Origin of the sequence: Pluralibacter gergoviae ATCC 33028 = NBRC 105706 (genome assembly GCF_001598855.1) — a bacterium.
Classification (GTDB): domain Bacteria; phylum Pseudomonadota; class Gammaproteobacteria; order Enterobacterales; family Enterobacteriaceae; genus Pluralibacter; species Pluralibacter gergoviae.
This window is the reverse complement of the sequence record NZ_BCZS01000009.1, coordinates 122189-140739: the sequence shown is the minus strand read 5'-3', so window position 1 is coordinate 140739 and position 18551 is coordinate 122189. Positions and strand designations below refer to the sequence as shown.

20 protein-coding genes are annotated in these 18551 nt (G+C 64.3%); 15 read left to right on the top strand and 5 right to left on the bottom strand.

The window, feature by feature from the left end:
• Nucleotides 1-52: 52 nt before the first annotated feature.
• Nucleotides 53-514, bottom strand: a complete 462-nt coding sequence (gene hycA / locus ENGE1_RS11625) for a formate hydrogenlyase regulator HycA (protein ID WP_048253338.1) — start codon at nt 512-514, stop codon at nt 53-55.
• Between the two features lie 214 nt (nt 515-728).
• Here hycA and hypA point away from each other — a divergent pair, with 214 nt between their 5' ends.
• The 7 genes from hypA (at nt 729) to ENGE1_RS11590 (ending at nt 6983) form a co-directional block, all read left to right on the top strand.
• The gene (hypA, locus tag ENGE1_RS11620) at nt 729-1079 is read left to right on the top strand and encodes a hydrogenase maturation nickel metallochaperone HypA (protein WP_043082296.1); all 351 of its coding nucleotides are present in this window, start codon (nt 729-731) and stop codon (nt 1077-1079) included.
• A 3-nt stretch (nt 1080-1082) separates the two neighbouring features.
• Nucleotides 1083-1955 (top strand): hydrogenase nickel incorporation protein HypB, encoded by an 873-nt coding sequence (gene hypB, locus ENGE1_RS11615; protein WP_048273225.1) that lies wholly within the window; start codon nt 1083-1085, stop codon nt 1953-1955.
• The gene (locus tag ENGE1_RS11610; protein WP_048253340.1) at nt 1946-2215 is read left to right on the top strand and encodes a HypC/HybG/HupF family hydrogenase formation chaperone; all 270 of its coding nucleotides are present in this window, start codon (nt 1946-1948) and stop codon (nt 2213-2215) included. Before hypB ends, ENGE1_RS11610 begins: the two co-directional genes overlap by 10 nt.
• Before the next feature lie 2 nt (nt 2216-2217).
• Complete coding sequence (hypD, locus tag ENGE1_RS11605; RefSeq protein WP_043082290.1) at nt 2218-3354, top strand: hydrogenase formation protein HypD; 1137 nt, start codon at nt 2218-2220, stop codon at nt 3352-3354.
• Entirely contained in the window at nt 3351-4361 is a 1011-nt protein-coding gene (gene hypE / locus ENGE1_RS11600; protein WP_048253341.1) for a hydrogenase expression/formation protein HypE, read from the top strand. The genes hypD and hypE overlap by 4 nt, the downstream gene beginning before the upstream one ends.
• 65 nt (nt 4362-4426) lie before the next feature.
• Entirely contained in the window at nt 4427-6505 is a 2079-nt protein-coding gene (flhA, locus tag ENGE1_RS11595) for a formate hydrogenlyase transcriptional activator FlhA (RefSeq protein ID WP_048273224.1), read from the top strand.
• Between the two features lie 49 nt (nt 6506-6554).
• The gene (locus ENGE1_RS11590) at nt 6555-6983 is read left to right on the top strand and encodes a TOBE domain-containing protein (RefSeq protein ID WP_043082286.1); all 429 of its coding nucleotides are present in this window, start codon (nt 6555-6557) and stop codon (nt 6981-6983) included.
• Nucleotides 6984-7029: 46 nt separating this feature from the next.
• Here the strand turns inward: ENGE1_RS11590 and ENGE1_RS11585 are convergent, their stop codons facing one another.
• A complete protein-coding gene (locus ENGE1_RS11585; RefSeq protein WP_048253343.1) occupies nt 7030-7797 on the bottom strand; it encodes a phytanoyl-CoA dioxygenase family protein in 768 nt (255 codons plus the stop codon).
• 158 nt (nt 7798-7955) lie between these two features.
• Here ENGE1_RS11585 and ENGE1_RS11580 point away from each other — a divergent pair, with 158 nt between their 5' ends.
• Nucleotides 7956-8783 carry a helix-turn-helix transcriptional regulator gene (locus ENGE1_RS11580; protein WP_048253344.1) on the top strand — a complete coding sequence of 276 codons (828 nt, stop codon included), beginning with the start codon at nt 7956-7958 and terminating at the stop codon, nt 8781-8783.
• 1 nt (nt 8784) lies between these two features.
• On the opposite strand, the gene ENGE1_RS11575 is transcribed toward ENGE1_RS11580, so the two are convergent.
• Both ENGE1_RS11575 and ENGE1_RS11570 read right to left on the bottom strand, forming a co-directional pair.
• On the bottom strand, nt 8785-9129 hold the full coding sequence (locus ENGE1_RS11575) for a nitrous oxide-stimulated promoter family protein (RefSeq protein ID WP_043082282.1): 345 nt from the start codon (nt 9127-9129) through the stop codon (nt 8785-8787).
• A gap of 29 nt (nt 9130-9158) precedes the next feature.
• Nucleotides 9159-10010 (bottom strand): DNA-binding transcriptional regulator, encoded by an 852-nt coding sequence (locus ENGE1_RS11570; protein ID WP_048253345.1) that lies wholly within the window; start codon nt 10008-10010, stop codon nt 9159-9161.
• A 132-nt stretch (nt 10011-10142) separates the two neighbouring features.
• Here ENGE1_RS11570 and ENGE1_RS11565 point away from each other — a divergent pair, with 132 nt between their 5' ends.
• The 7 genes from ENGE1_RS11565 to mhpT all read left to right on the top strand — a co-directional run bounded on the left by ENGE1_RS11565 (nt 10143) and on the right by mhpT (nt 17681).
• Nucleotides 10143-11807: a bifunctional 3-(3-hydroxy-phenyl)propionate/3-hydroxycinnamic acid hydroxylase gene (locus ENGE1_RS11565; RefSeq protein WP_048253346.1), complete on the top strand. Its 1665-nt coding sequence runs from the start codon at nt 10143-10145 to the stop codon at nt 11805-11807.
• 1 nt (nt 11808) lies between these two features.
• Nucleotides 11809-12753 (top strand): 2,3-dihydroxyphenylpropionate/2,3-dihydroxicinnamic acid 1,2-dioxygenase, encoded by a 945-nt coding sequence (gene mhpB / locus ENGE1_RS11560; RefSeq protein WP_048253347.1) that lies wholly within the window; start codon nt 11809-11811, stop codon nt 12751-12753.
• Nucleotides 12754-12769: 16 nt separating this feature from the next.
• Complete coding sequence (mhpC, locus tag ENGE1_RS11555; protein ID WP_045290545.1) at nt 12770-13636, top strand: 2-hydroxy-6-oxonona-2,4-dienedioate hydrolase; 867 nt, start codon at nt 12770-12772, stop codon at nt 13634-13636.
• Between the two features lie 9 nt (nt 13637-13645).
• Nucleotides 13646-14452 carry a 2-keto-4-pentenoate hydratase gene (mhpD, locus tag ENGE1_RS11550; protein WP_048253348.1) on the top strand — a complete coding sequence of 269 codons (807 nt, stop codon included), beginning with the start codon at nt 13646-13648 and terminating at the stop codon, nt 14450-14452.
• Entirely contained in the window at nt 14449-15399 is a 951-nt protein-coding gene (gene mhpF, locus ENGE1_RS11545) for an acetaldehyde dehydrogenase (RefSeq protein ID WP_048253349.1), read from the top strand. The genes mhpD and mhpF overlap by 4 nt, the downstream gene beginning before the upstream one ends.
• Nucleotides 15396-16412, top strand: coding sequence for a 4-hydroxy-2-oxovalerate aldolase (gene mhpE, locus ENGE1_RS11540; protein ID WP_048253350.1), 1017 nt, complete (start codon nt 15396-15398; stop codon nt 16410-16412). Before mhpF ends, mhpE begins: the two co-directional genes overlap by 4 nt.
• Before the next feature lie 72 nt (nt 16413-16484).
• Nucleotides 16485-17681, top strand: coding sequence for a 3-(3-hydroxy-phenyl)propionate transporter MhpT (mhpT, locus tag ENGE1_RS11535; protein ID WP_048253351.1), 1197 nt, complete (start codon nt 16485-16487; stop codon nt 17679-17681).
• Between the two features lie 43 nt (nt 17682-17724).
• Here mhpT and attM read toward each other — a convergent pair whose 3' ends face one another.
• Entirely contained in the window at nt 17725-18516 is a 792-nt protein-coding gene (attM, locus tag ENGE1_RS11530) for an AttM family quorum-quenching N-acyl homoserine lactonase (RefSeq protein WP_048253352.1), read from the bottom strand.
• Between the last annotated feature and the right edge of the window lie 35 nt (nt 18517-18551).

Below are 18551 nucleotides of genomic sequence, written 5' to 3'. Positions count from 1 at the left end.
ACAGGCGGCGAAATCGTCATTTTTGACGCTTATCGCCACCTCGCGGCGGTATTCAGGCATGTTCCACCCGCTCTGACATCAGCTGCGCCAGGCGTACCGGACGATCGTTCTCAAGCGCGTCATACAGGCGCTGATAAACCGGTTCAATTTTGTCGAGATAGTGGGCCAGCACCTGCTCGCGGTCGTGGCAGTTGACGCCGTCGTCAACGGTGCCGTCGCTGCCGAGATGCGCCTGGCCAATCGGCTGACGCTCGTCACCGTCGCGGGTTGCAAGGCTGTAGTGGATGGTGTGGCTGTTGAAGCCGGCATCGAGCGTCACGTGAATAATGAAGTGCTCGAACAGCACGAAGCTCACCCCTTCTGACGGGGCGCCGCTCACGGCGTGATGCAGGCGGGCTTTAGAGAGGGTTATGCCCTGAACCAGCGAATTGCAGTAGCTGTGCCACAGCTTCTGCTGGCGGCGATGGCGGTCGGCGATGTAGTCCGCCTTTTCACTCATTTCCCAAATGGTCATTTCAGCGTATCCGGTTTTAAACGTTATGCCGGATAAGCACTTTCTATGCCAATTTTTAATTTATTGATTTAAAACAAAAATAAACCTCACACCGGCTGTTTACGACATGTCATTTTCGTCATTGTGACGTCGACATCGACAGTTTTGAATATCCGGCCTCTTTATACCTGGCATTATTATTGCATTTACGCCGGTACATCCCTCCGGAGGCAACATGCACGAAATCACCCTCTGCCAGCGCGCGCTGGAAATTATTGAGCAGCAGGCGGCGCAGAACGGCGCCCGCCGGGTTACCGGCGTCTGGCTGAAGGTCGGCGCCTTCTCCTGCGTGGAACCCGCCGCCCTCACCTTCTGCTTCGAGCTGGTCTGCCGGGGCACGGTGGCCGAAGGCGCCGCGCTGCATATTGAAGAGGAGCGGGCCGAGTGCTGGTGCCCCGCCTGCCGGGAGTACGTCCATCTGCTGTCGCAGCACGTCCGGCGCTGCCCGCAGTGCGGCAGCGGCGAATTACGGATCGTGGCCGACGACGGTATGCAGATCCGGCGAATTGAGATTTCTGAGGAGTAAATTATGTGTACTACCTGCGGCTGCGCCGACGGCAACCGTTATATTGAAGGCGACGAGCACAACCCGCACTCCGCCTTTCGCAGCGCGCCGTTTGCGCCAGCCTCGCGTCCGGCGATCCGCATTATCGGCATTAAACATCCCGACTTCAGCCCCGAGCGCTCCGCCGAGGGCGATCTGCACTACGGCCGCGGCGACGCGGGCACCCACGCGCCGGGCATCAGCCAGCGCAAGATGCTGGAAGTGGAAATTGACGTTCTCGATAAGAACAACCGGATCGCGGAGCGCAACCGCGCCCGCTTCCTCGCCTCGCGCCAGCTGGTGCTCAATCTGGTCTCCAGCCCCGGCTCCGGCAAAACCACCCTGCTGAGCGAAACCCTGCTGCGCCTGAAGGGCAACACCGCCTGCGCGGTGATTGAGGGCGACCAGCAGACGGTCAACGACGCTGCGCGCATCCGCGCCACCGGCACCCCGGCGATTCAGGTCAACACCGGCAAGGGCTGCCATCTCGACGCGCAGATGATCGCCGACGCCGCGCCGCGCCTGCCGCTGGACGACGGCGGCATTCTGTTTATTGAAAACGTCGGCAACCTGGTGTGCCCGGCGAGCTTTGACCTCGGCGAGCGCCACAAGGTGGCGGTACTCTCGGTCACCGAGGGCGAAGATAAGCCGCTCAAGTACCCGCACATGTTCGCCGCCGCGTCGCTGATGCTGCTCAACAAGGTCGATCTGCTGCCCTATCTCGATTTCGACGTCGAGGCCTGCATCGCCAACGCCCGGGCGGTCAACCCGGAGATTGAGATCCTGCCGGTCAGCGCCACCAAAGGCGACGGCATGGAGCAGTGGCTGAACTGGCTGGAGGCGCAGCAATGTGCATAGGCATTCCGGGGCAGATCGCCCGTATCGACGGCAATCTGGCGAAGGTGGACGTCTGCGGCATCCAGCGCGACGTTGACCTGACGCTGGTCGGCGCCTGCGATGAGCAAGGCGAGCCGCGCCTCGGCCAGTGGGTGCTGGTCCACGTCGGCTTCGCCATGAGCGTGATTAATGAAGCCGAGGCGCGGGATACGCTGGCGGCGCTGCAAAACATGTTTGAGGTCGAACCGGACGTCGGCGCTCTGCTCTACGGCGAGGAGTAGCCATGCGCTTCGTTGACGAGTACCGCGCCCCGGAGCAGGTAATGAAACTTATCGCCCGTCTGAAGCAGCGCGCGGCCCTGCTGGACTATACCGCCGCGCGACCGCTGCGCATTATGGAGGTGTGCGGCGGCCATACCCACGCCATCTTTAAGTTTGGCCTCGACCAGCTGCTGCCGGAGAACATCGAATTTATCCACGGCCCCGGCTGCCCGGTGTGCGTCCTGCCGATGGGCCGGATCGATACCTGTAACGAGATTGCCGCCCGCCCCGAGGTGATTTTCTGCACCTTCGGCGACGCGATGCGGGTGCCGGGGCGCAGCGGCTCGCTGATGCAGGCGAAAGCGCGCGGCGCCGATGTGCGCATCGTCTATTCGCCGATGGACGCCCTCAAGCTGGCGCAGCAGAACCCGGACCGCAAAGTGGTGTTTTTCGGCCTGGGGTTTGAGACCACCATGCCCGCCACCGCCATCACCCTGCAGCAGGCGAAGCGGCTGGCGGTGGAGAACTTCTTCTTTTTCTGCCAGCACATCACGCTTATCCCGACGCTGAAAAGCCTGCTGGAGCAGCCGGACAACGCCATCGACGCGTTCCTCGCCCCCGGACACGTCAGCATGGTGATCGGCACCGAAGCCTATACTTTCATCAGCGACGACTATCAGCGGCCTTTAGTGGTGGCTGGATTTGAACCCCTTGATCTACTGCAAGGCGTCAGCATGCTGGTTGAGCAGAAAATAGCGCACCGCAGCCGGGTCGAAAACCAGTACCGCCGCGTGGTGCCGGACGACGGCAACCGGCTGGCGCAGGCCGCCATCGCCGAGGTGTTTACCGTCACCGGCGACAGCGAGTGGCGCGGGCTGGGGCTGATTGAAGACTCCGGGGTGCGGCTGACCGCGCCCTATCAGCAGTTTGACGCCGAAGCGCACTTTCGCCCGGCGCCGCAGGCGGCCTGCGACGATCCGCGCGCCCGCTGCGGCGAGGTGCTGACCGGGCGCTGCAAGCCGCACCAGTGCCCGCTGTTTGGCAGCACCTGCAATCCGCAGAGCGCCTTCGGCGCGCTGATGGTCTCCTCCGAGGGCGCGTGCGCCGCCTGGTATCAGTATCGCAGTCAGGAAAATCACAGCCAGGAAAACAGCCAATGAAGAGTATCCAGATAGCCCACGGCAGCGGCGGCCAGGCCATGCAGCAGCTGATTAACGACCTGTTTATGCAGGCGTTTGACAATCCGTGGCTGGCAGAGCAGGAAGATCAGGCCCGCCTGAGCCTCGCGGCGCTGACCGCCCGCGGCGACCGGCTGGCGTTCTCCACCGACAGCTACGTCATCGATCCGCTGTTCTTTCCCGGCGGCAACATCGGCAAGCTGGCGGTGTGCGGCACCGCCAACGACGTGGCGGTGAGCGGCGCGCTGCCGGAGTACCTCTCCTGCGGCTTTATCATCGAAGAGGGTCTGGAGATGGCCCTGCTGGAGCAGGTGGTGACGAGCATGGCGCAGACCGCGCGCGAGGCCGGGATCGCCATCGTTACCGGCGACACCAAGGTGGTGCCGCGCGGCGGCGTCGATAAGCTGTTTATCAATACCGCCGGCATCGGCGCCATTCCGGCGGAGATCCACTGGGGCGCGCAGCGGCTGGCGGCGGGCGACGTGCTGCTGGTGTCCGGCACCCTCGGCGATCACGGCGCGGCGATCCTTAATCTGCGCGAAGGGCTGGGCCTGGAGGGGGAGCTGGCCAGCGACTGCGCGGTGCTGACGCCGCTGATCCAGACCCTGCGCGATATTCCCGGCGTGAAGGCGCTGCGCGACGCCACCCGCGGCGGCGTCAACGCCGTGGCCCACGAGTTTGCCGCCGCCAGCGGCTGCGGGATTGAAATTAACGAAGCGGCGCTGCCGCTGAAACCGGCGGTGCGCGGCGTCTGCGAGCTGTTGGGGCTGGACGCCCTCAACTTTGCCAACGAGGGCAAGCTGGTGATTGGCGTCGACAGCGCCTGCGCCGGTGAAGCGCTGGCCCGGCTGCGCGCCCATCCGCTGGGGCGCGACGCGGCGCTGATTGGCGACGTGGTAGCAAAACCCGGCGTACGCCTTAACGGACTCTACGGTATTAAACGCACGCTTGATTTACCTCACGCAGAGCCGCTGCCGCGCATCTGCTGAGCACGATTTACTATTATTAAATCTCTTTTTTTGCGCCGCACCGCCGGCGCTTGTGGACAATTGCAATGTCATATACCCCGATGGGCGAGCTCGGACAGCAGGGGCTGTTCGATATTACCCGAACGCTGTTACAGCAGCCGGATCTGACCGGCCTCAGCCACGCGCTCACCGGCCTGGTGAAGCGCGCCGCGCTGGCCGACAGGGCGGCGATTATCCTCTGGACGCCGGGCTACCATCGCGCCCGCTACTACGCCCACGATGAGAGCGCGGAGCCGGTGGAGTATGAGGATGAAACTGTCCTTGCCCACGGACCGGTGCGCCGCCTGCTGTCGCGCCCGGAGACCCTGCTCTGCCGCGCCGGAGAGTTTGTTGAAGCCTGGCCGCAGCTGGCGGACGGCGGCCTCTATCCCGCCTTCGCCCATTACGCCCTGCTGCCGCTGGCCGCCGAGGGCCGCATCTTCGGCGGCTGCGAGTTTATCCGCCGCGACGATCGGCCGTGGAGCGAAAAAGAGCTCCAGCGCCTGCATATGCTGGCGCAAATCGTGGCGGTGGTCAGCGAGCAGATCCAGAGCCGGATGAGTAACAACGTCGACTACGATCTGCTGTGCCACGAGCGCGATAACTTCCGCATTCTGGTGGCTATCACTAACGCCGTGCTGTCGCGCCTCGACATCGAGGAGCTGGTGGGCGAAGTGGCGAAAGAGATCCACCACTACTTTCGCATCGACGCCATCAGCGTGGCGCTGCGCAGCAGCCGCAAGGGCAAACTCAGCGTTTACTCCTCCCACTATCTGGAGGCGGACAGCCCGGTGCACGACCGCACCGAGTGCGACGAGAGCGGCACGCTGTCCGAGCGGGTATTCAAGAGCAAGGAGATGCTGCTCATCAACCTGCAGGCGCATGACGCCATGGCCCCCTACGAGCGGATGCTGTTCCGCATCTGGGGCAATAAGATCCAGACCCTGTGCCTGCTGCCGCTGATGTCCGGCGACACCATGATCGGCGTGCTGAAGCTGGCCCAGTGCGATGAAAAGGTCTTCACCACCGCCAACCTGCGGCTGCTGCGCCAGATAGCCGAGCGCGTGTCGATTGCCGTCGATAACGCGCTGGCCTATCAGGAGATCCACCGCCTGAAGGAGCGGCTGGTGGACGAGAACCTTGCCCTGACCGAACAGCTGAACAACGTCGACGGCGAGTTCGGGGAGATCATCGGGCGCAGCGACGCTATCACTAACGTGCTGCGCCAGGTGGAGATGGTGGCCCAGAGCGACAGCACCGTGCTGATCCTCGGCGAAACCGGCACCGGCAAGGAGCTTTTTGCCCGAGCGATCCACAACCTCAGCGGCCGTAACCGGCGGCGGATGGTCAAAATGAACTGCGCCGCCATGCCCGCCGGGCTGCTGGAGAGCGATCTGTTCGGCCACGAGCGCGGGGCCTTCACCGGCGCCAGCGCCCAGCGCATCGGCCGCTTTGAGCTGGCGGATAAAAGTTCGCTGTTTCTCGACGAAGTGGGCGATATGCCGCTGGAGCTGCAGCCCAAGCTGCTGCGCGTGCTGCAGGAACAGGAGTTCGAGCGCCTCGGCAGCAATAAGCTGATCCGCACCGACGTGCGGCTGATCGCCGCCACCAACCGGGATCTGAAAAAGATGGTGATGGACCGCGAGTTCCGCAGCGATCTCTACTACCGCCTCAACGTCTTCCCGATCTGCCTGCCGCCGCTGCGCGAGCGCCCGCAGGACATTCCCCTGCTGGTCAAGGCCTTCACCGCCAAAATCGCCAGGCGCCTCGGACGACAGATAGACAGCATTCCGGCGGATACCCTCCACCAGCTGGCGAGCATGGAGTGGCCAGGCAACGTGCGCGAGCTGGAAAACGTCATCGAGCGCGCCGTGCTGCTGACGCGCGGCAGCGTGCTGCAGCTGTCGCTGCCGGAGATGAGCATCAGCCGCCGCCCCGCCCCGGCCCCTGCCGCCGAGCCGCCGCGCGACGGCGAAGACGAATACCAGCAGATCGTCCGGGTGCTGAAGGAGAGCAACGGCGTGGTCTCCGGCCCGAAAGGCGCGGCGCAGAGGCTGGGGCTTAAGCGCACTACCCTGCTGTCGCGCATGAAGCGGCTGGGAATTGATAAGGATGCGCTGGTGTAGTCGGCCCGCACGGTCTATAACAACGTATCACCCACAGAATGGAGGCAGTATGTCTGTATCAGCACGCAATCAGCTGGCCGGTAAGGTCAGCGCCGTAGAAACCGGCGCGGTAAACGATGAAATTGAACTGACCCTCGACGGCGGCGCGAAGCTTGTCGCCATCGTCACCCACAGCAGCCGCGAGGCGCTGGGCCTGGCGGCGGGAAAAGAGGCCATCGCGCTGATTAAGGCGCCGTGGGTGACGCTCGCCTCAGAGGACTGCGGGCTGAAATTCTCCGCCCGCAACCAGTTTGCCGGCAGCGTCTCGCAGGTGACCGAAGGGGCGGTAAACGCCACGGTGCATATTAAAACCGACGCCGGATTTGAACTGGTGGCGGTGATCACCAACGAAAGCCAGCATGAGATGAAGCTGGCAGCGGGCAGCCGGGTCATTGCCCTGGTAAAGGCGTCGGCTATTCTGATCGCCACCCGCGCCTGATAGCGTAAATTACGGCGCTGGCGCCGCCCTTTCGCCGGGCGTCTTTCTACTCCACGTCCAGCAGCCACTTCTGCGCCGGGGTTAAGCGCCCGGCGGTTTCCGGCCTCAGCCAGCGGCGCTGGTCCTGCTGGGCGACATCATTCCGGTCAATATAGAGCCCGTGCAGCACCCGGCGGCGGCTGCCCTCCGCGTTGCGCGTGCCGCCGTGCCAGGCGTGGGCGTTATAGATCATCACGCTGCCCGCCGGGGCCTCAAAAATCACTTCGTCAGGGTGCGGCGCATCGACATCCGCCAGCGCCTCTTCCGGCAGCTCGCGGCGCAGGTGGGTGGCGGGAACAATCCTCGGCGCGCCGTTGGCGGCGCTGAGATCGTCAATAGCCCAGATGGTATTGACCAGATGCACCTTCGGAAAATCCGCGCGCGGCCGCTTCCAGTCGGCGTGCAGGGGCTGATGGCCGCCGTCGCGCAGCGCCTCGCGGGCGTTGAGGCTGGAGAGCTTAAATTCGCCGTTGAAGACGTAGCGGCAGGCCGAGAGGATCAGCGGATGGCACCACACTTTCTCCCACACGACGCCCTTGTTAACCAGGTTGGCGATGCGGGTCGCGGTCGCCTCCTGGTGATGCTCTATCGCCAGGTTATCGCCCTCTTCCACCACCAGGGCATCGAGGCGCTCGCGCATTGCCGCCAGCCAGGCCGCGTCGGCAACGCCCTCCACAACGGTATAGCCCAGGGTATCCAGCTCATCGCGCATCTTTGCCGTCAGTTCGGCCCCTGCGCCGAGCGCTTCCAGCCATACTTCTGCCTGCTTCTCCATCTCGCACCTCTTTACGTTAACCATTTCACAACATACGAGTAAAAATACTGCAAAGAGACGGCGGATTCTGTATGAGAGAGATACGCAAAACTGGACGATTGTGCTCTTAATGCGAAAGCGTGAGGCGGCGCATAGTCCAGATAATTAAGGAGCAGAGCATGTCAGAACCGCTGGTTGACCTGCTGCGCGGGATAGCCGCGCAGCCGGGACGCTGGAGCGTACGTTTTCCCGTTCAGCGCCCGCCCGCCCCGGCGCTGTCGATGTGCGTCCCCTTTCCCCGGCTGGAAATCGTGCTGGAGGGCGAGGTGCGCGACGGCTGCCTGCCCGCCGGAGACGACCGCCTGCGGGCGCAGCAGGCGCTCTACATTCCGGCCGGGCGCTGGAATCTGCCGCAGTGGGACGCGCCCGCCCTGACGCTCAGCATCCTGTTCAGCAAGCAGAAGCTCGGCTTCAGCCTGCAGCGCTGGAGCGGCAAAGGCATGGAGAGCATCAGCAAACAGCACGTGGCGCGCCTGGGGCCGCGCGTCGGCTCCTATCTGCTGATGGCGATGAACGAACTGGCCCTGCTGCCCGCCGAACCGACGCTGCGGCTGACCTTCGCCGGGCTTATCAGCCACTGCGTCGATCAGCTGACCCACCTCCCGGCGAGCATCAGCAAAAGCCAGGCGCTGCTGCGGGCGATTCAGGAGTACGTGGACGATAATGCAGGCCAGTCGCTCAGCCGCGACAGCGTGGCGAAGCGCTTTCACATCACGCCCAACTACCTGTCGCATCTGTTCCAGAAGGCGGGCCAGACCGGCTTTAACGATTACCTGACGGCGGTACGCCTTGAGCAGGCCAAAAAGCTGCTGCGCGGCTACGACATGAAAATTAAAGAGATTGCCCACCGCTGCGGGTTTGAGGATAGCAACTACTTCTGCCGGCTGTTCCGCCGGCACACCGCGCGCTCGCCGACGGAGTACCGGCGCCACTGCCGCACGCTGTAGGCTACTTTTTCGGCCGGTACTTCTCCGGCAGCTCGGGCACCGGGCGGCGGTCGTCAATCAGATGGCGCACGGTCAGGATCGGATGCCGCCACAGCATCCGCGGCCCGGCCCAGCGCATGATCTGCTTCATCTCTTCGCGCTTCGCGGGCTGATAGCAGTGCACCGGGCACTGCTTGCAGGCGGGCTTCTGTTCGCCAAAGACGCACTTATCGAGGCGCTTATCGGCGTAGGCGTTCAGCGCCGCGTAGTGGGCGGCATCGGGGAGCGCCTGCGGGCAAGTATTGGCGTAGAGAGCGATCATCCGGCGGATGGTGAGCTTTTCGCGCGGGATGCGGTTGGCGGACATGGCAGGGCTCCTGGAGAGTAAAGACGCATTTATAATACGCCTTTATCGCCGCCCTCGCCATGCGCGGCTTCCATCGCCTGCTGCGCTCCGGCGGACGCCCGGATCCCCGCCTCAATTTTCCCCGCCGTCGCCTGCAGCGCGCCGAGGTAGCGCCCGGCGGCTTGCTCAATACTCATCGCCTGCGCGATATAGACCAGGTTGAGCACGGCGATAGCCCCCCCTTCGCCGCACACCGGCACGGCAATGGAGGCAATTTTCTGCTCCTGCTGCCAGGTCATGTAGTTTTCGCCGTAGCCGTTTTGCCGGATGCGCCGCAGGAGGCTTCCGAGGCGCAGCGGCTCGCGCGCCAGCCGGTATTCCGGTTCCTCGCGGGCGGCCAGCAGGGAGATCAGCTCTTCGCGCTCGTGATCGGGGCAGAAGGCCAGCCAGGTCAGGCCGGAAGCCGTCTGCAGCAGAGGCAGGCGCCGGCCCACCATCGAGCGGTGAAACGACAGGCGGCTGAAGCGGTGGGTGGTTTCCCGCACCACCATCGCGTCGACGTCGAGGGTGGTGAGATCCGTCGGCCAGACCACCTCCTGCAGCAGCTTGCCGAGCAGCGGCGCGGCGATGGCGGAGATCCACTGCTCGTCGCGGAAGCCCTCGCTCAGTTCACGCACCTTCAGCGTCAGCCGGTAGCTGTCGTCTGACCGGCTGCGCCGCACGTAGCCCTCCTCCTGCAGCGTCTCCAGCAGCCGGCGAACGGTAGTGCGGTGCAAATTTGTGAGCTCGCTCAACTCGGCAATGCCCGCTCCGCCGTCTAACCGATTCAGCGCGTTGAGTAGCGCCAGTCCGCGGGTCAGGCCGCGAACGGTTTTATAGTCGGCCCCGCCGTCATTCGCCATTAAAACCCTCCTGAAAAACCTTTTAAAACAGTTAAGTGCACCTGGTGCACAGCAGACCCACTTTTCATTGTAGGGCAAAAATGCGGCTCATATACTCCACAAACAATAAAAATATTAACAAGTGAGTAACATATGCCCTACAGCAACGTGAAAGAAAACAACAGCGCGACCGGCAAGGTTCAGGTTGCCATCGTCGGCGCAGGTCCGGTCGGCCTGATGATGGCGAACTACCTGGGCCAGGCGGGCGTCGAGGTGCTGGTGATCGAGAAGCTCGATACGCTGATCGACTACCCCCGAGCCATCGGCATTGACGATGAATCCCTGCGGGCGATGCAGTCCGTCGGGCTGATTGAGAACGTGCTGCCCCACACCACGCCGTGGCACGCCATGCGCTTCCTGACTCCGAAGGGGCGCTGCTTCGCCGATATTCAGCCGATGACCGACGAGTTCGGCTGGTCGCGGCGCAACGCCTTCATCCAGCCCCAGGTCGATGCGGTGATGTACGAGGGGCTGAGCCGCTTCCCCAACGTGCGCTGCCTCTTCTCCCGGGAGGTGGAAAGCTTCAGCCAGTCCGCGGACGAAGTGACCCTGCACCTGAAAGGCCCCGGCGGCGAGCGCGAAACGGTGCAGGCCGACTGGCTGGTGGCCTGCGACGGCGGCGGCAGCTTTATTCGCCGCACCCTGAATATTCCTTTCGAAGGCAAAACCGCCCCTAACCAGTGGATCGTTATTGATATCGCCAACGATCCGCTGGCGACCCCGCACGTCTACCTGTGCTGCGATCCGGTGCGCCCCTACGTTTCCGCCGCCCTGCCCCACGGCGTGCGCCGCTTTGAATTTATGGTAATGCCGGGAGAGACCGAGGCCCGGCTCAGCGAGCCGGAGAATATGCGCAAGCTGCTGAGCAAGGTGCTGCCCAATCCGGATCGCGTGGAGCTGATCCGCCAGCGGGTCTACACCCACAACGCCCGCATCGCCGAGCGCTTTCGCGTTGACCGCGTGCTGCTGGCGGGCGACGCCGCGCACATCATGCCGGTCTGGCAGGGCCAGGGCTACAACAGCGGAATGCGCGACGCTTTTAACCTCGCCTGGAAGCTGGCGATGGTGGTGAACGGCACGGCGGACAGCCGGCTGCTCGACACCTACCAGCAGGAGCGTCGGGATCACGCGAAGGCGATGATCGATCTGTCGGTGACCGCGGGCAACGTGCTGGCGCCGGCGAAGCGCTGGCACGGCGCGCTGCGCGACGGTATCTCCTGGGCGCTGAACTACCTGCCGCCGGTGAAGCGCTACTTCCTTGAGATGCGCTTTAAGCCGATGCCTCAGTACCGGGAAGGGGCGCTGCTGATGCGCGGCGAAGGTAAAACCTCGCCGGTGGGCAAAATGTTTATCCAGCCGAAGGTGACCCTGGAGGACGGCTCCATCGCGCTGCTGGACGATGTTATCGGCGCTAACTTTGCCGTTGTCGCCTGGGGCTGCAACCCGCAGTGGGGGCTGAGCGAAGCGCAGATCGCCCGCTGGCAGGCCGCCGGGGTGCGCTTTATTCAGGTGGTGCCCGAGGTACAGATCCGCCGGGATCAGGACAATTTCCCCGGCGCTATCCGCGTCGGCGACACCCAGAACCGGCTGCGCGGCTGGTTCGCCCGGCACAACTGTTCTATTGCGGTGCTGCGCCCCGACCGCTTCGTCGCCACCGTCGCCATCCCGCAAACCGTGGGCGAGCGGCTGGAGGCGCTGGCCGCCGCCGTCTCCCTGGCGCCCGCCGCCGCTCCCGTTTCTGTTGCTAAGGTGGCCTGATATGCACGCTTATCTCCATTGTCTCTCCCACACGCCGCTGGTGGGCTACGTCGACCCCGAGCAGGCGGTGCTTGATGAAGTCAACGGCGTCATCGCCGACGCCCGGGCGCGCATTGCCGCCTTCGATCCCGAGCTGGTGGTGCTCTACGCCCCGGACCACTACAACGGCTTTTTCTACGACGTGATGCCGCCCTTCTGCTTAGGCGCCGGCGCCACGTCGATTGGCGACTTCACCAGCGCCGCCGGCGAGCTGCCGGTGCCGAAGGCGCTGGCGGAAGCCTGCGCCCACGCGGTGATCGACGACGGCATCGATCTGGCGCTCTCCTACTGTATGCAGGTGGATCACGGCTTCGCCCAGCCGCTGGAGTTCCTGCTCGGCGGGCTGGATACGCTGCCGGTGCTGCCGGTGTTTATCAACGGCGTCGCCGCGCCGCTGCCGGGCTTTCGCCGCACCCGGATGCTCGGGGAGGCCGTCGGCCGCTTCCTGACTACCCTCGACAAGCGGGTGCTGATCCTCGCCTCCGGGGGTCTCTCCCACCAGCCGCCGGTGCCGGAACTGGCGAAGGCCGATGCGCATATGCGCGACCGCCTGCTCGGCAGCGGCAAGCACCTTCCGCCGGACGAGCGCGAACTGCGCCAGCAGCGGGTGATCGGCGCGGCGAAGCAGTTCGTCCACGATCAGAACTCCCTGCACCCGCTGAACCCCATCTGGGACACCCGCTTTATGTCCCTGCTTGAGCAGGGCCGCCTTGACGAGCTGGACGCCGTCAGCAACGAGGCGCTGTCGGCAATGGCCGGGAAATCCGCCCACGAAATTAAAACCTGGATGGCCGCCTTCGCGACGCTGTCCGCCTTCGGCAGCTGGCGCTGCGAGGGGCGCTACTACCGGCCGATCCCCGAGTGGATCGCCGGTTTTGGCTCCCTCAGCGCCGCTGTACAGAACTGAATACAAGGAAATTATGATGAGCTATCAGCCGCAAATTGAATCCGACACCAGCCGCTTTCTTAACATTGAGGAGGGCGGCCAGACCCTGCGTATCCACGTCAACGACTGCGGCCACGGCGATGAAACCGTAGTGATGCTGCACGGCTCCGGCCCCGGCGCCACCGGCTGGGCCAACTTCAGCCGCAATATCGATCCGCTGGTGGCGGCGGGCTACCGGGTGATCCTGGTGGACTGCCCCGGCTGGGGCAAGAGCGACACTTTCGTCAACACCGGCTCCCGCTCGGATCTCAACGCCCGCATTCTTAAAGGCGTCATCGACGAGCTGGATATTGCCAGAGTGCACCTGCTGGGCAACTCGATGGGCGGCCACAGCGCGGTCGCCTTTACCCTCACCTGGCCCGAGCGCGTCGGCAAGCTGGTGCTGATGGGCGGCGGAACCGGCGGCATGAGCCTGTTTACGCCGATGCCCACCGAAGGGATCAAGTTGCTCAATGCGCTCTACCGTGAGCCGACGATTGAGAACCTCAAGAAGATGATGAACATCTTCGTCTTCGACACCCGCGATCTGACGGACGCGCTGTTTGAAGCCCGTCTCAACAACATGCTGGCGCGCAAAGATCACCTGGAGAGCTTCGTGAAAAGCCTCGAAGCCAATCCGAAGCAGTTCCCGGACTTCTCCCCGCGGCTGGGCGAAATTAAGGCCCAAACGCTGATTGTCTGGGGCCGCAACGACCGCTTCGTGCCGATGGATGCCGGGCTGCGCCTGCTGGCGGGCATTAACGGGTCCGAACTGCATATCTATCGCGACTGCGGCCACTGGGCGCAGTGGGAGCACGCGGACAGCTTCAACCAGCTGGTGCTCGATTTCCTCGCCCGTCCATAAGGAGACGCCGTGACAACAAATTCCCCGGAACACCTGGCCCGGCAGCTGCGCGAAGCGGAAGCCTCCGGCCAGGCCATCGCCCCCCTGCGCGACATTATCGGCAGCGACAATGCGCAGATGGCCTACGACATTCAGCGCATTAACGTAGCACACCACGTTGCCCGCGGGCGGCGGGTGGTTGGCCGCAAGGTCGGCCTGACGCATCCGAAGGTGCAGCAGCAGCTCGGCGTTGACCAGCCCGACTTCGGCACGCTGTTTGCCGACATGTGCTATGGCGATAACGCCGACGTGCCCTTTGCCCGGGTACTGCAGCCGAAAGTCGAAGCAGAAATCGCCCTGGTCCTGAAGCGCGATCTTCCCCACGGCGATACCACCTTTGACGAGCTGTACGCCGCCATCGACCTGGTGCTGCCCGCTCTCGAAGTGGTGGGCAGCCGCATCCGCGACTGGGCCATCGGCTTTGTCGATACCGTGGCCGACAACGCCTCCTGCGGGGTGTACGTCCTCGGCGGTCCGGCGCAGCGCCCGGACGGGCTGGATCTGAAAAACTGCGCCATGCGGATGACCCGCAATCAGGAGGAGGTTTCCAGCGGGCGGGGCAGCGAGTGTCTCGGCCATCCGCTCAACGCCGCCGTCTGGCTGGCGCGCAAAATGGCGAGCCTCGGCGAGCCGCTGCGCGCGGGCGATATCGTCCTGACCGGCGCGCTCGGCCCGATGGTGGCCGTTAACGAGGGCGATCGTTTCGAAGCCCATATTGAAGGTATTGGTTCGGTGGCGGCCCGCTTCGTCGCCGGACAAGAAGGACGTCAGCCATGAGAAAACGTAACGTCGCCATTATCGGCTCCGGCAACATCGGCACCGATTTGATGATCAAAATTTTGCGCCAGAGCGAGCATCTGAAGATGGCGGTGATGGTCGGCATCGATCCTGAATCGGACGGCCTGGCCCGCGCCCGACGGATGGGCGTGGCCACCACCCACGAAGGCGTCGGCGGCCTGATGCAGATGGCGGAATTTGCCGACATTGATTTTGTGTTCGACGCCACCAGCGCCGGAGCGCACGTCAAAAACGACGCCGCCCTGCGGGAAGCGAAACCCGGCATCCGGGTTATCGACCTGACGCCCGCGGCCATCGGCCCCTACTGCGTGCCGGTGGTCAACCTGGACAGCAACCTTCAGCAGGGGAACGTCAATATGGTCACCTGCGGCGGCCAGGCCACTATCCCGATGGTGGCGGCAGTATCAAGAGTGGCGAAGGTCCACTACGCGGAGATCATCGCCTCGATTGCCAGCAAGTCTGCCGGACCGGGCACCCGCGCCAATATCGACGAATTTACCGAAACCACCTCGCTGGCTATCGAGCAGGTGGGCGGCGCGGCAAAGGGCAAGGCCATTATTATTCTCAACCCCGCCGAGCCGCCGCTGATGATGCGCGATACGGTCTACGTCCTGAGCGAAGCGGCCTCTAAGGCCGACATCGAAGCCTCGGTGAACGAGATGGCGGCGGCGGTGCAGGCGTATGTGCCGGGCTATCGCCTGAAGCAGCAGGTGCAGTTTGAGGTTATCCCCGACGATAAGCCGGTCAATCTGCCGGGCGTGGGCCGCTTCTCGGGCCTGAAAACCGCGATTTATATTGAAGTGGAGGGTGCGGCGCACTACCTGCCCGCCTACGCGGGCAACCTCGATATTATGACCTCGGCGGCGCTGAAGACGGCGGAGAAGATGGCTCAGGCAATGAACGCGGCGGCGGGAGACAAAGCATGAACGGTAAAAAACTCTATATCTCAGACGTGACGCTGCGCGACGGCATGCACGCCATCCGCCACCAGTATTCGCTGGAGAGCGTGCGCCGGATCGCCGCCGCGCTGGACAGCGCGGGCGTGGATTCCATTGAAGTGGCCCACGGCGACGGCCTGCAGGGCTCCAGCTTCAACTACGGCTTCGGGGCGCACAGCGACGTTGAGTGGATCGAAGCGGCGGCCTCGGCGGTCAGCAACGCGAAAATCGCCACCCTGCTGATCCCGGGGATCGGCACCCTGCACGATCTGAAAAACGCGTATCAGGCCGGGGCGCGGGTGGTGCGCGTCGCCACCCACTGCACCGAGGCGGACGTCTCCGCCCAGCATATCGCCTTCGCCCGCGAGCTGGGGATGGACACCGTCGGCTTTCTGATGATGAGCCACATGACCTCGCCGCAGGCGCTGGCGGAGCAGGCGAAGAAGATGGAGTCCTATGGGGCGACCTGCATCTACGTGGTGGACTCCGGCGGAGCGATGAACATGAACGACATCCGCGACCGCTTCCGCGCCCTGAAAGATGTTCTTCAGCCCGACACCGCGACCGGGATGCACGCCCACCACAACCTGAGCCTCGGCGTCGCCAACTCCATCGCCGCCGTCGAAGAGGGCTGCGACCGCGTTGACGCCAGCCTCGCCGGCATGGGCGCGGGCGCGGGCAACGCGCCGCTGGAGGCGTTTATCGCCGCCGCAGACAAGATGGGCTGGGATCACGGCACCGATCTGCTGGCGCTGATGGACGCCGCCGACGATCTGGTGCGCCCCCTGCAGGACAGGCCGGTGCGGGTGGATCGCGAGACGCTGGCGCTGGGCTACGCGGGGGTCTACTCCAGCTTCCTGCGCCACAGCGAAGCGGCGGCCAGACGCTACGGCCTGAGCACGGTGGATATTCTGGTGGAGCTGGGCAAACGCCGGATGGTCGGCGGCCAGGAGGATATGATCGTCGACGTGGCGCTGGATCTGCTCGGGCGCAGTCAATAAAACGCGCGCGGCCGGCAACGTACCGGCCGCCGTTCCTCTGTTCCGACCGTCCGGATTTCGCAAAGGTACCCTATGACTTCAACCACCTCTGGAAACAACCCGCGCCTGATAGTCACTATCGGGCTTTGCTTTATGGTCGCCCTGATGGAGGGCCTCGATTTGCAGGCCGCCGGGATCGCCGCCGTCGGCATGGCGCAGGCTTTCTCTCTCGACAAAATGCAGATGGGCTGGATCTTCAGCGCCGGGATCCTCGGCCTGCTGCCGGGAGCGATGGCGGGCGGCGTGCTGGCGGACCGCATCGGCCGCAAGCGCGTGCTGACCGCCTCGGTGCTGCTGTTTGGCCTCTTCTCCGTAGTGACCGCCCTGGCGTGGAACTACCCTACCCTGCTGCTGGCCCGGCTGATGACCGGCGTCGGGCTGGGGGCGGCGCTGCCCAACCTGATCGCCCTCACCGCCGAAGCCGCCGGGCCGCGCCTGCGCGGAACGGCGGTGAGCCTGATGTACTGCGGGGTGCCCATCGGCGCGGCGCTGGCGGCGGCGCTGGGCTTTTTCGGCCTCGCCCGGGCGTGGCAGACCGTCTTCTGGGTCGGCGGCATCGTGCCGCTGCTGCTGGTGCCCGCCCTGCTGCGCTGGCTGCCGGAGTCGCAGGCCTTCAGCGCCAGCAGAAAGGCCGCGCCGCTGCGGGCGCTGCTGGCGCCGGAGAGCGCGGCGGCGACCCTGCTGCTGTGGCTGAGCTACTTCTTTACCCTGCTGGTGGTCTATATGCTAATTAACTGGCTGCCGATGCTGCTGGTAGACCAGGGCTTCAGCGCCAGCGAGGCGGCAGGGGTGATGTTCGTCCTGCAGTTCGGCGCCGCCAGCGGCACGCTGCTGCTCGGCGCGCTGATGGACAGGCTCAGCCCGCTGGCCATGTCGGTGCTGATCTACACCGGGATGCTGGCCTCGCTGCTGGCGCTGGGCAGCGCCAGCTCGCTGAGCGGGATGCTGGTTTCCGGCTTCGTCGCCGGGTTGTTCGCCACCGGCGGGCAGAGCGTCCTCTACGCGCTGGCGCCGCAGTTCTATCGCACGGAAATTCGCGCCACCGGCGTCGGTACGGCGGTGGCCGTTGGCAGGCTGGGGGCGATGACCGGCCCGCTGCTGGCGGGAAAAATGCTGGCGCTGGGCACCGGCACCGTTGGCGTGATGGCCGCCTCGGCGCCGGGCATTCTGCTGGCGGGAGCCGCGGTCTTCTGGCTGATGGGTCGGCAGAAAAATACCGCTATTGCCTGAGGCTTGCGGCAGAGGGAGGGCCGGACGCCCTCCCACTCGTCGATCAGGAGTAATACTCCGGCGCCTTTTTAAATCCGGCCCAGGCGTCGGGATCGTGTCCCGTCACCACAATTGCATCGCTGCGCTCCGCCACGGCGCGCAGCTTCTGCACCGAGCGCACCGAATCCACCGCCGAAGCGAGAAAGCCCGGCAGCGCCCTCTCCTCCCAGTGATCGACCGTGTAGGCGGCATCCACTGTTAACAGCAGGGGCCTGCTGTTGGGCAGACGGACCAGGAAAGACTGGTGCCCCGGCGAATGGCCCGGCGAAAAAATGGTGGTCAGAGTACCGTCGCCGTAGACGTCGTAAAAATCGTCCTCAACGCCGTTGAGAAACTGCCATTTCAGCCCGGGGCGGTCAAAGTCCTTACGGATATAACCTCCGGCGGCGAACCAGTCCGGCGTGAAGGCATACTCGTACTCCACACGCTGCACCAGGTGCCGGGCATTGGGGAAGCGGCCGATGGCCCCGGTATGATCGAGATGCAGGTGCGACTGGACGACGTATTTTACATCACCCGGATCGATCCCCAGCGCTTTGATCTGATCAACACAGCCCTGATCCTCCGCCAGCACCGGCCAGTAAACGTCGCAGATGCCGCCCCAGTAGCCGCGCGGATCGGTCGCCACTTCAATTGCGTTGCCGCCGTCGATAATGGTGTGGCCCTCTGGATGGGTGATGAGGAAGAAAGGCACAGGGATCTCGTAGTCGGCGCCGCCGCCCTGGTTCATTTTGATATTGTGCACCTTGCACTTGAGGGTGCCTGACTGGAGCATGTAGAGGCGAATATCATTCATACGGAACATCCTTCTGCAGTTGATGGGATAGGCGC

Bases quoted from the DNA above. Each gene is read 5' to 3' on its own strand.
- mhpE (WP_048253350.1), top strand. From the start codon at position 15,396: ATGAACGGTAAAAAACTCTATATCTCAGACGTGACGCTGCGCGACGGC.
- ENGE1_RS11570 (WP_048253345.1), bottom strand. From the start codon at position 10,010: ATGGCGAATGACGGCGGGGCCGACTATAAAACCGTTCGCGGCCTGACC.
- mhpB (WP_048253347.1), top strand. From the start codon at position 11,809: ATGCACGCTTATCTCCATTGTCTCTCCCACACGCCGCTGGTGGGCTAC.
- hycA (WP_048253338.1), bottom strand. From the start codon at position 514: ATGACCATTTGGGAAATGAGTGAAAAGGCGGACTACATCGCCGACCGC.
- ENGE1_RS11565 (WP_048253346.1), top strand. From the start codon at position 10,143: ATGCCCTACAGCAACGTGAAAGAAAACAACAGCGCGACCGGCAAGGTT.
- ENGE1_RS11585 (WP_048253343.1), bottom strand. From the start codon at position 7,797: ATGGAGAAGCAGGCAGAAGTATGGCTGGAAGCGCTCGGCGCAGGGGCC.
- flhA (WP_048273224.1), top strand. From the start codon at position 4,427: ATGTCATATACCCCGATGGGCGAGCTCGGACAGCAGGGGCTGTTCGAT.
- hypA (WP_043082296.1), top strand. From the start codon at position 729: ATGCACGAAATCACCCTCTGCCAGCGCGCGCTGGAAATTATTGAGCAG.
- hypD (WP_043082290.1), top strand. From the start codon at position 2,218: ATGCGCTTCGTTGACGAGTACCGCGCCCCGGAGCAGGTAATGAAACTT.
- hypE (WP_048253341.1), top strand. From the start codon at position 3,351: ATGAAGAGTATCCAGATAGCCCACGGCAGCGGCGGCCAGGCCATGCAG.
- hypB (WP_048273225.1), top strand. From the start codon at position 1,083: ATGTGTACTACCTGCGGCTGCGCCGACGGCAACCGTTATATTGAAGGC.
- ENGE1_RS11590 (WP_043082286.1), top strand. From the start codon at position 6,555: ATGTCTGTATCAGCACGCAATCAGCTGGCCGGTAAGGTCAGCGCCGTA.
- ENGE1_RS11575 (WP_043082282.1), bottom strand. From the start codon at position 9,129: ATGTCCGCCAACCGCATCCCGCGCGAAAAGCTCACCATCCGCCGGATG.
- ENGE1_RS11580 (WP_048253344.1), top strand. From the start codon at position 7,956: ATGTCAGAACCGCTGGTTGACCTGCTGCGCGGGATAGCCGCGCAGCCG.
- mhpF (WP_048253349.1), top strand. From the start codon at position 14,449: ATGAGAAAACGTAACGTCGCCATTATCGGCTCCGGCAACATCGGCACC.
- ENGE1_RS11610 (WP_048253340.1), top strand. From the start codon at position 1,946: ATGTGCATAGGCATTCCGGGGCAGATCGCCCGTATCGACGGCAATCTG.
- attM (WP_048253352.1), bottom strand. From the start codon at position 18,516: ATGAATGATATTCGCCTCTACATGCTCCAGTCAGGCACCCTCAAGTGC.
- mhpT (WP_048253351.1), top strand. From the start codon at position 16,485: ATGACTTCAACCACCTCTGGAAACAACCCGCGCCTGATAGTCACTATC.
- mhpC (WP_045290545.1), top strand. From the start codon at position 12,770: ATGAGCTATCAGCCGCAAATTGAATCCGACACCAGCCGCTTTCTTAAC.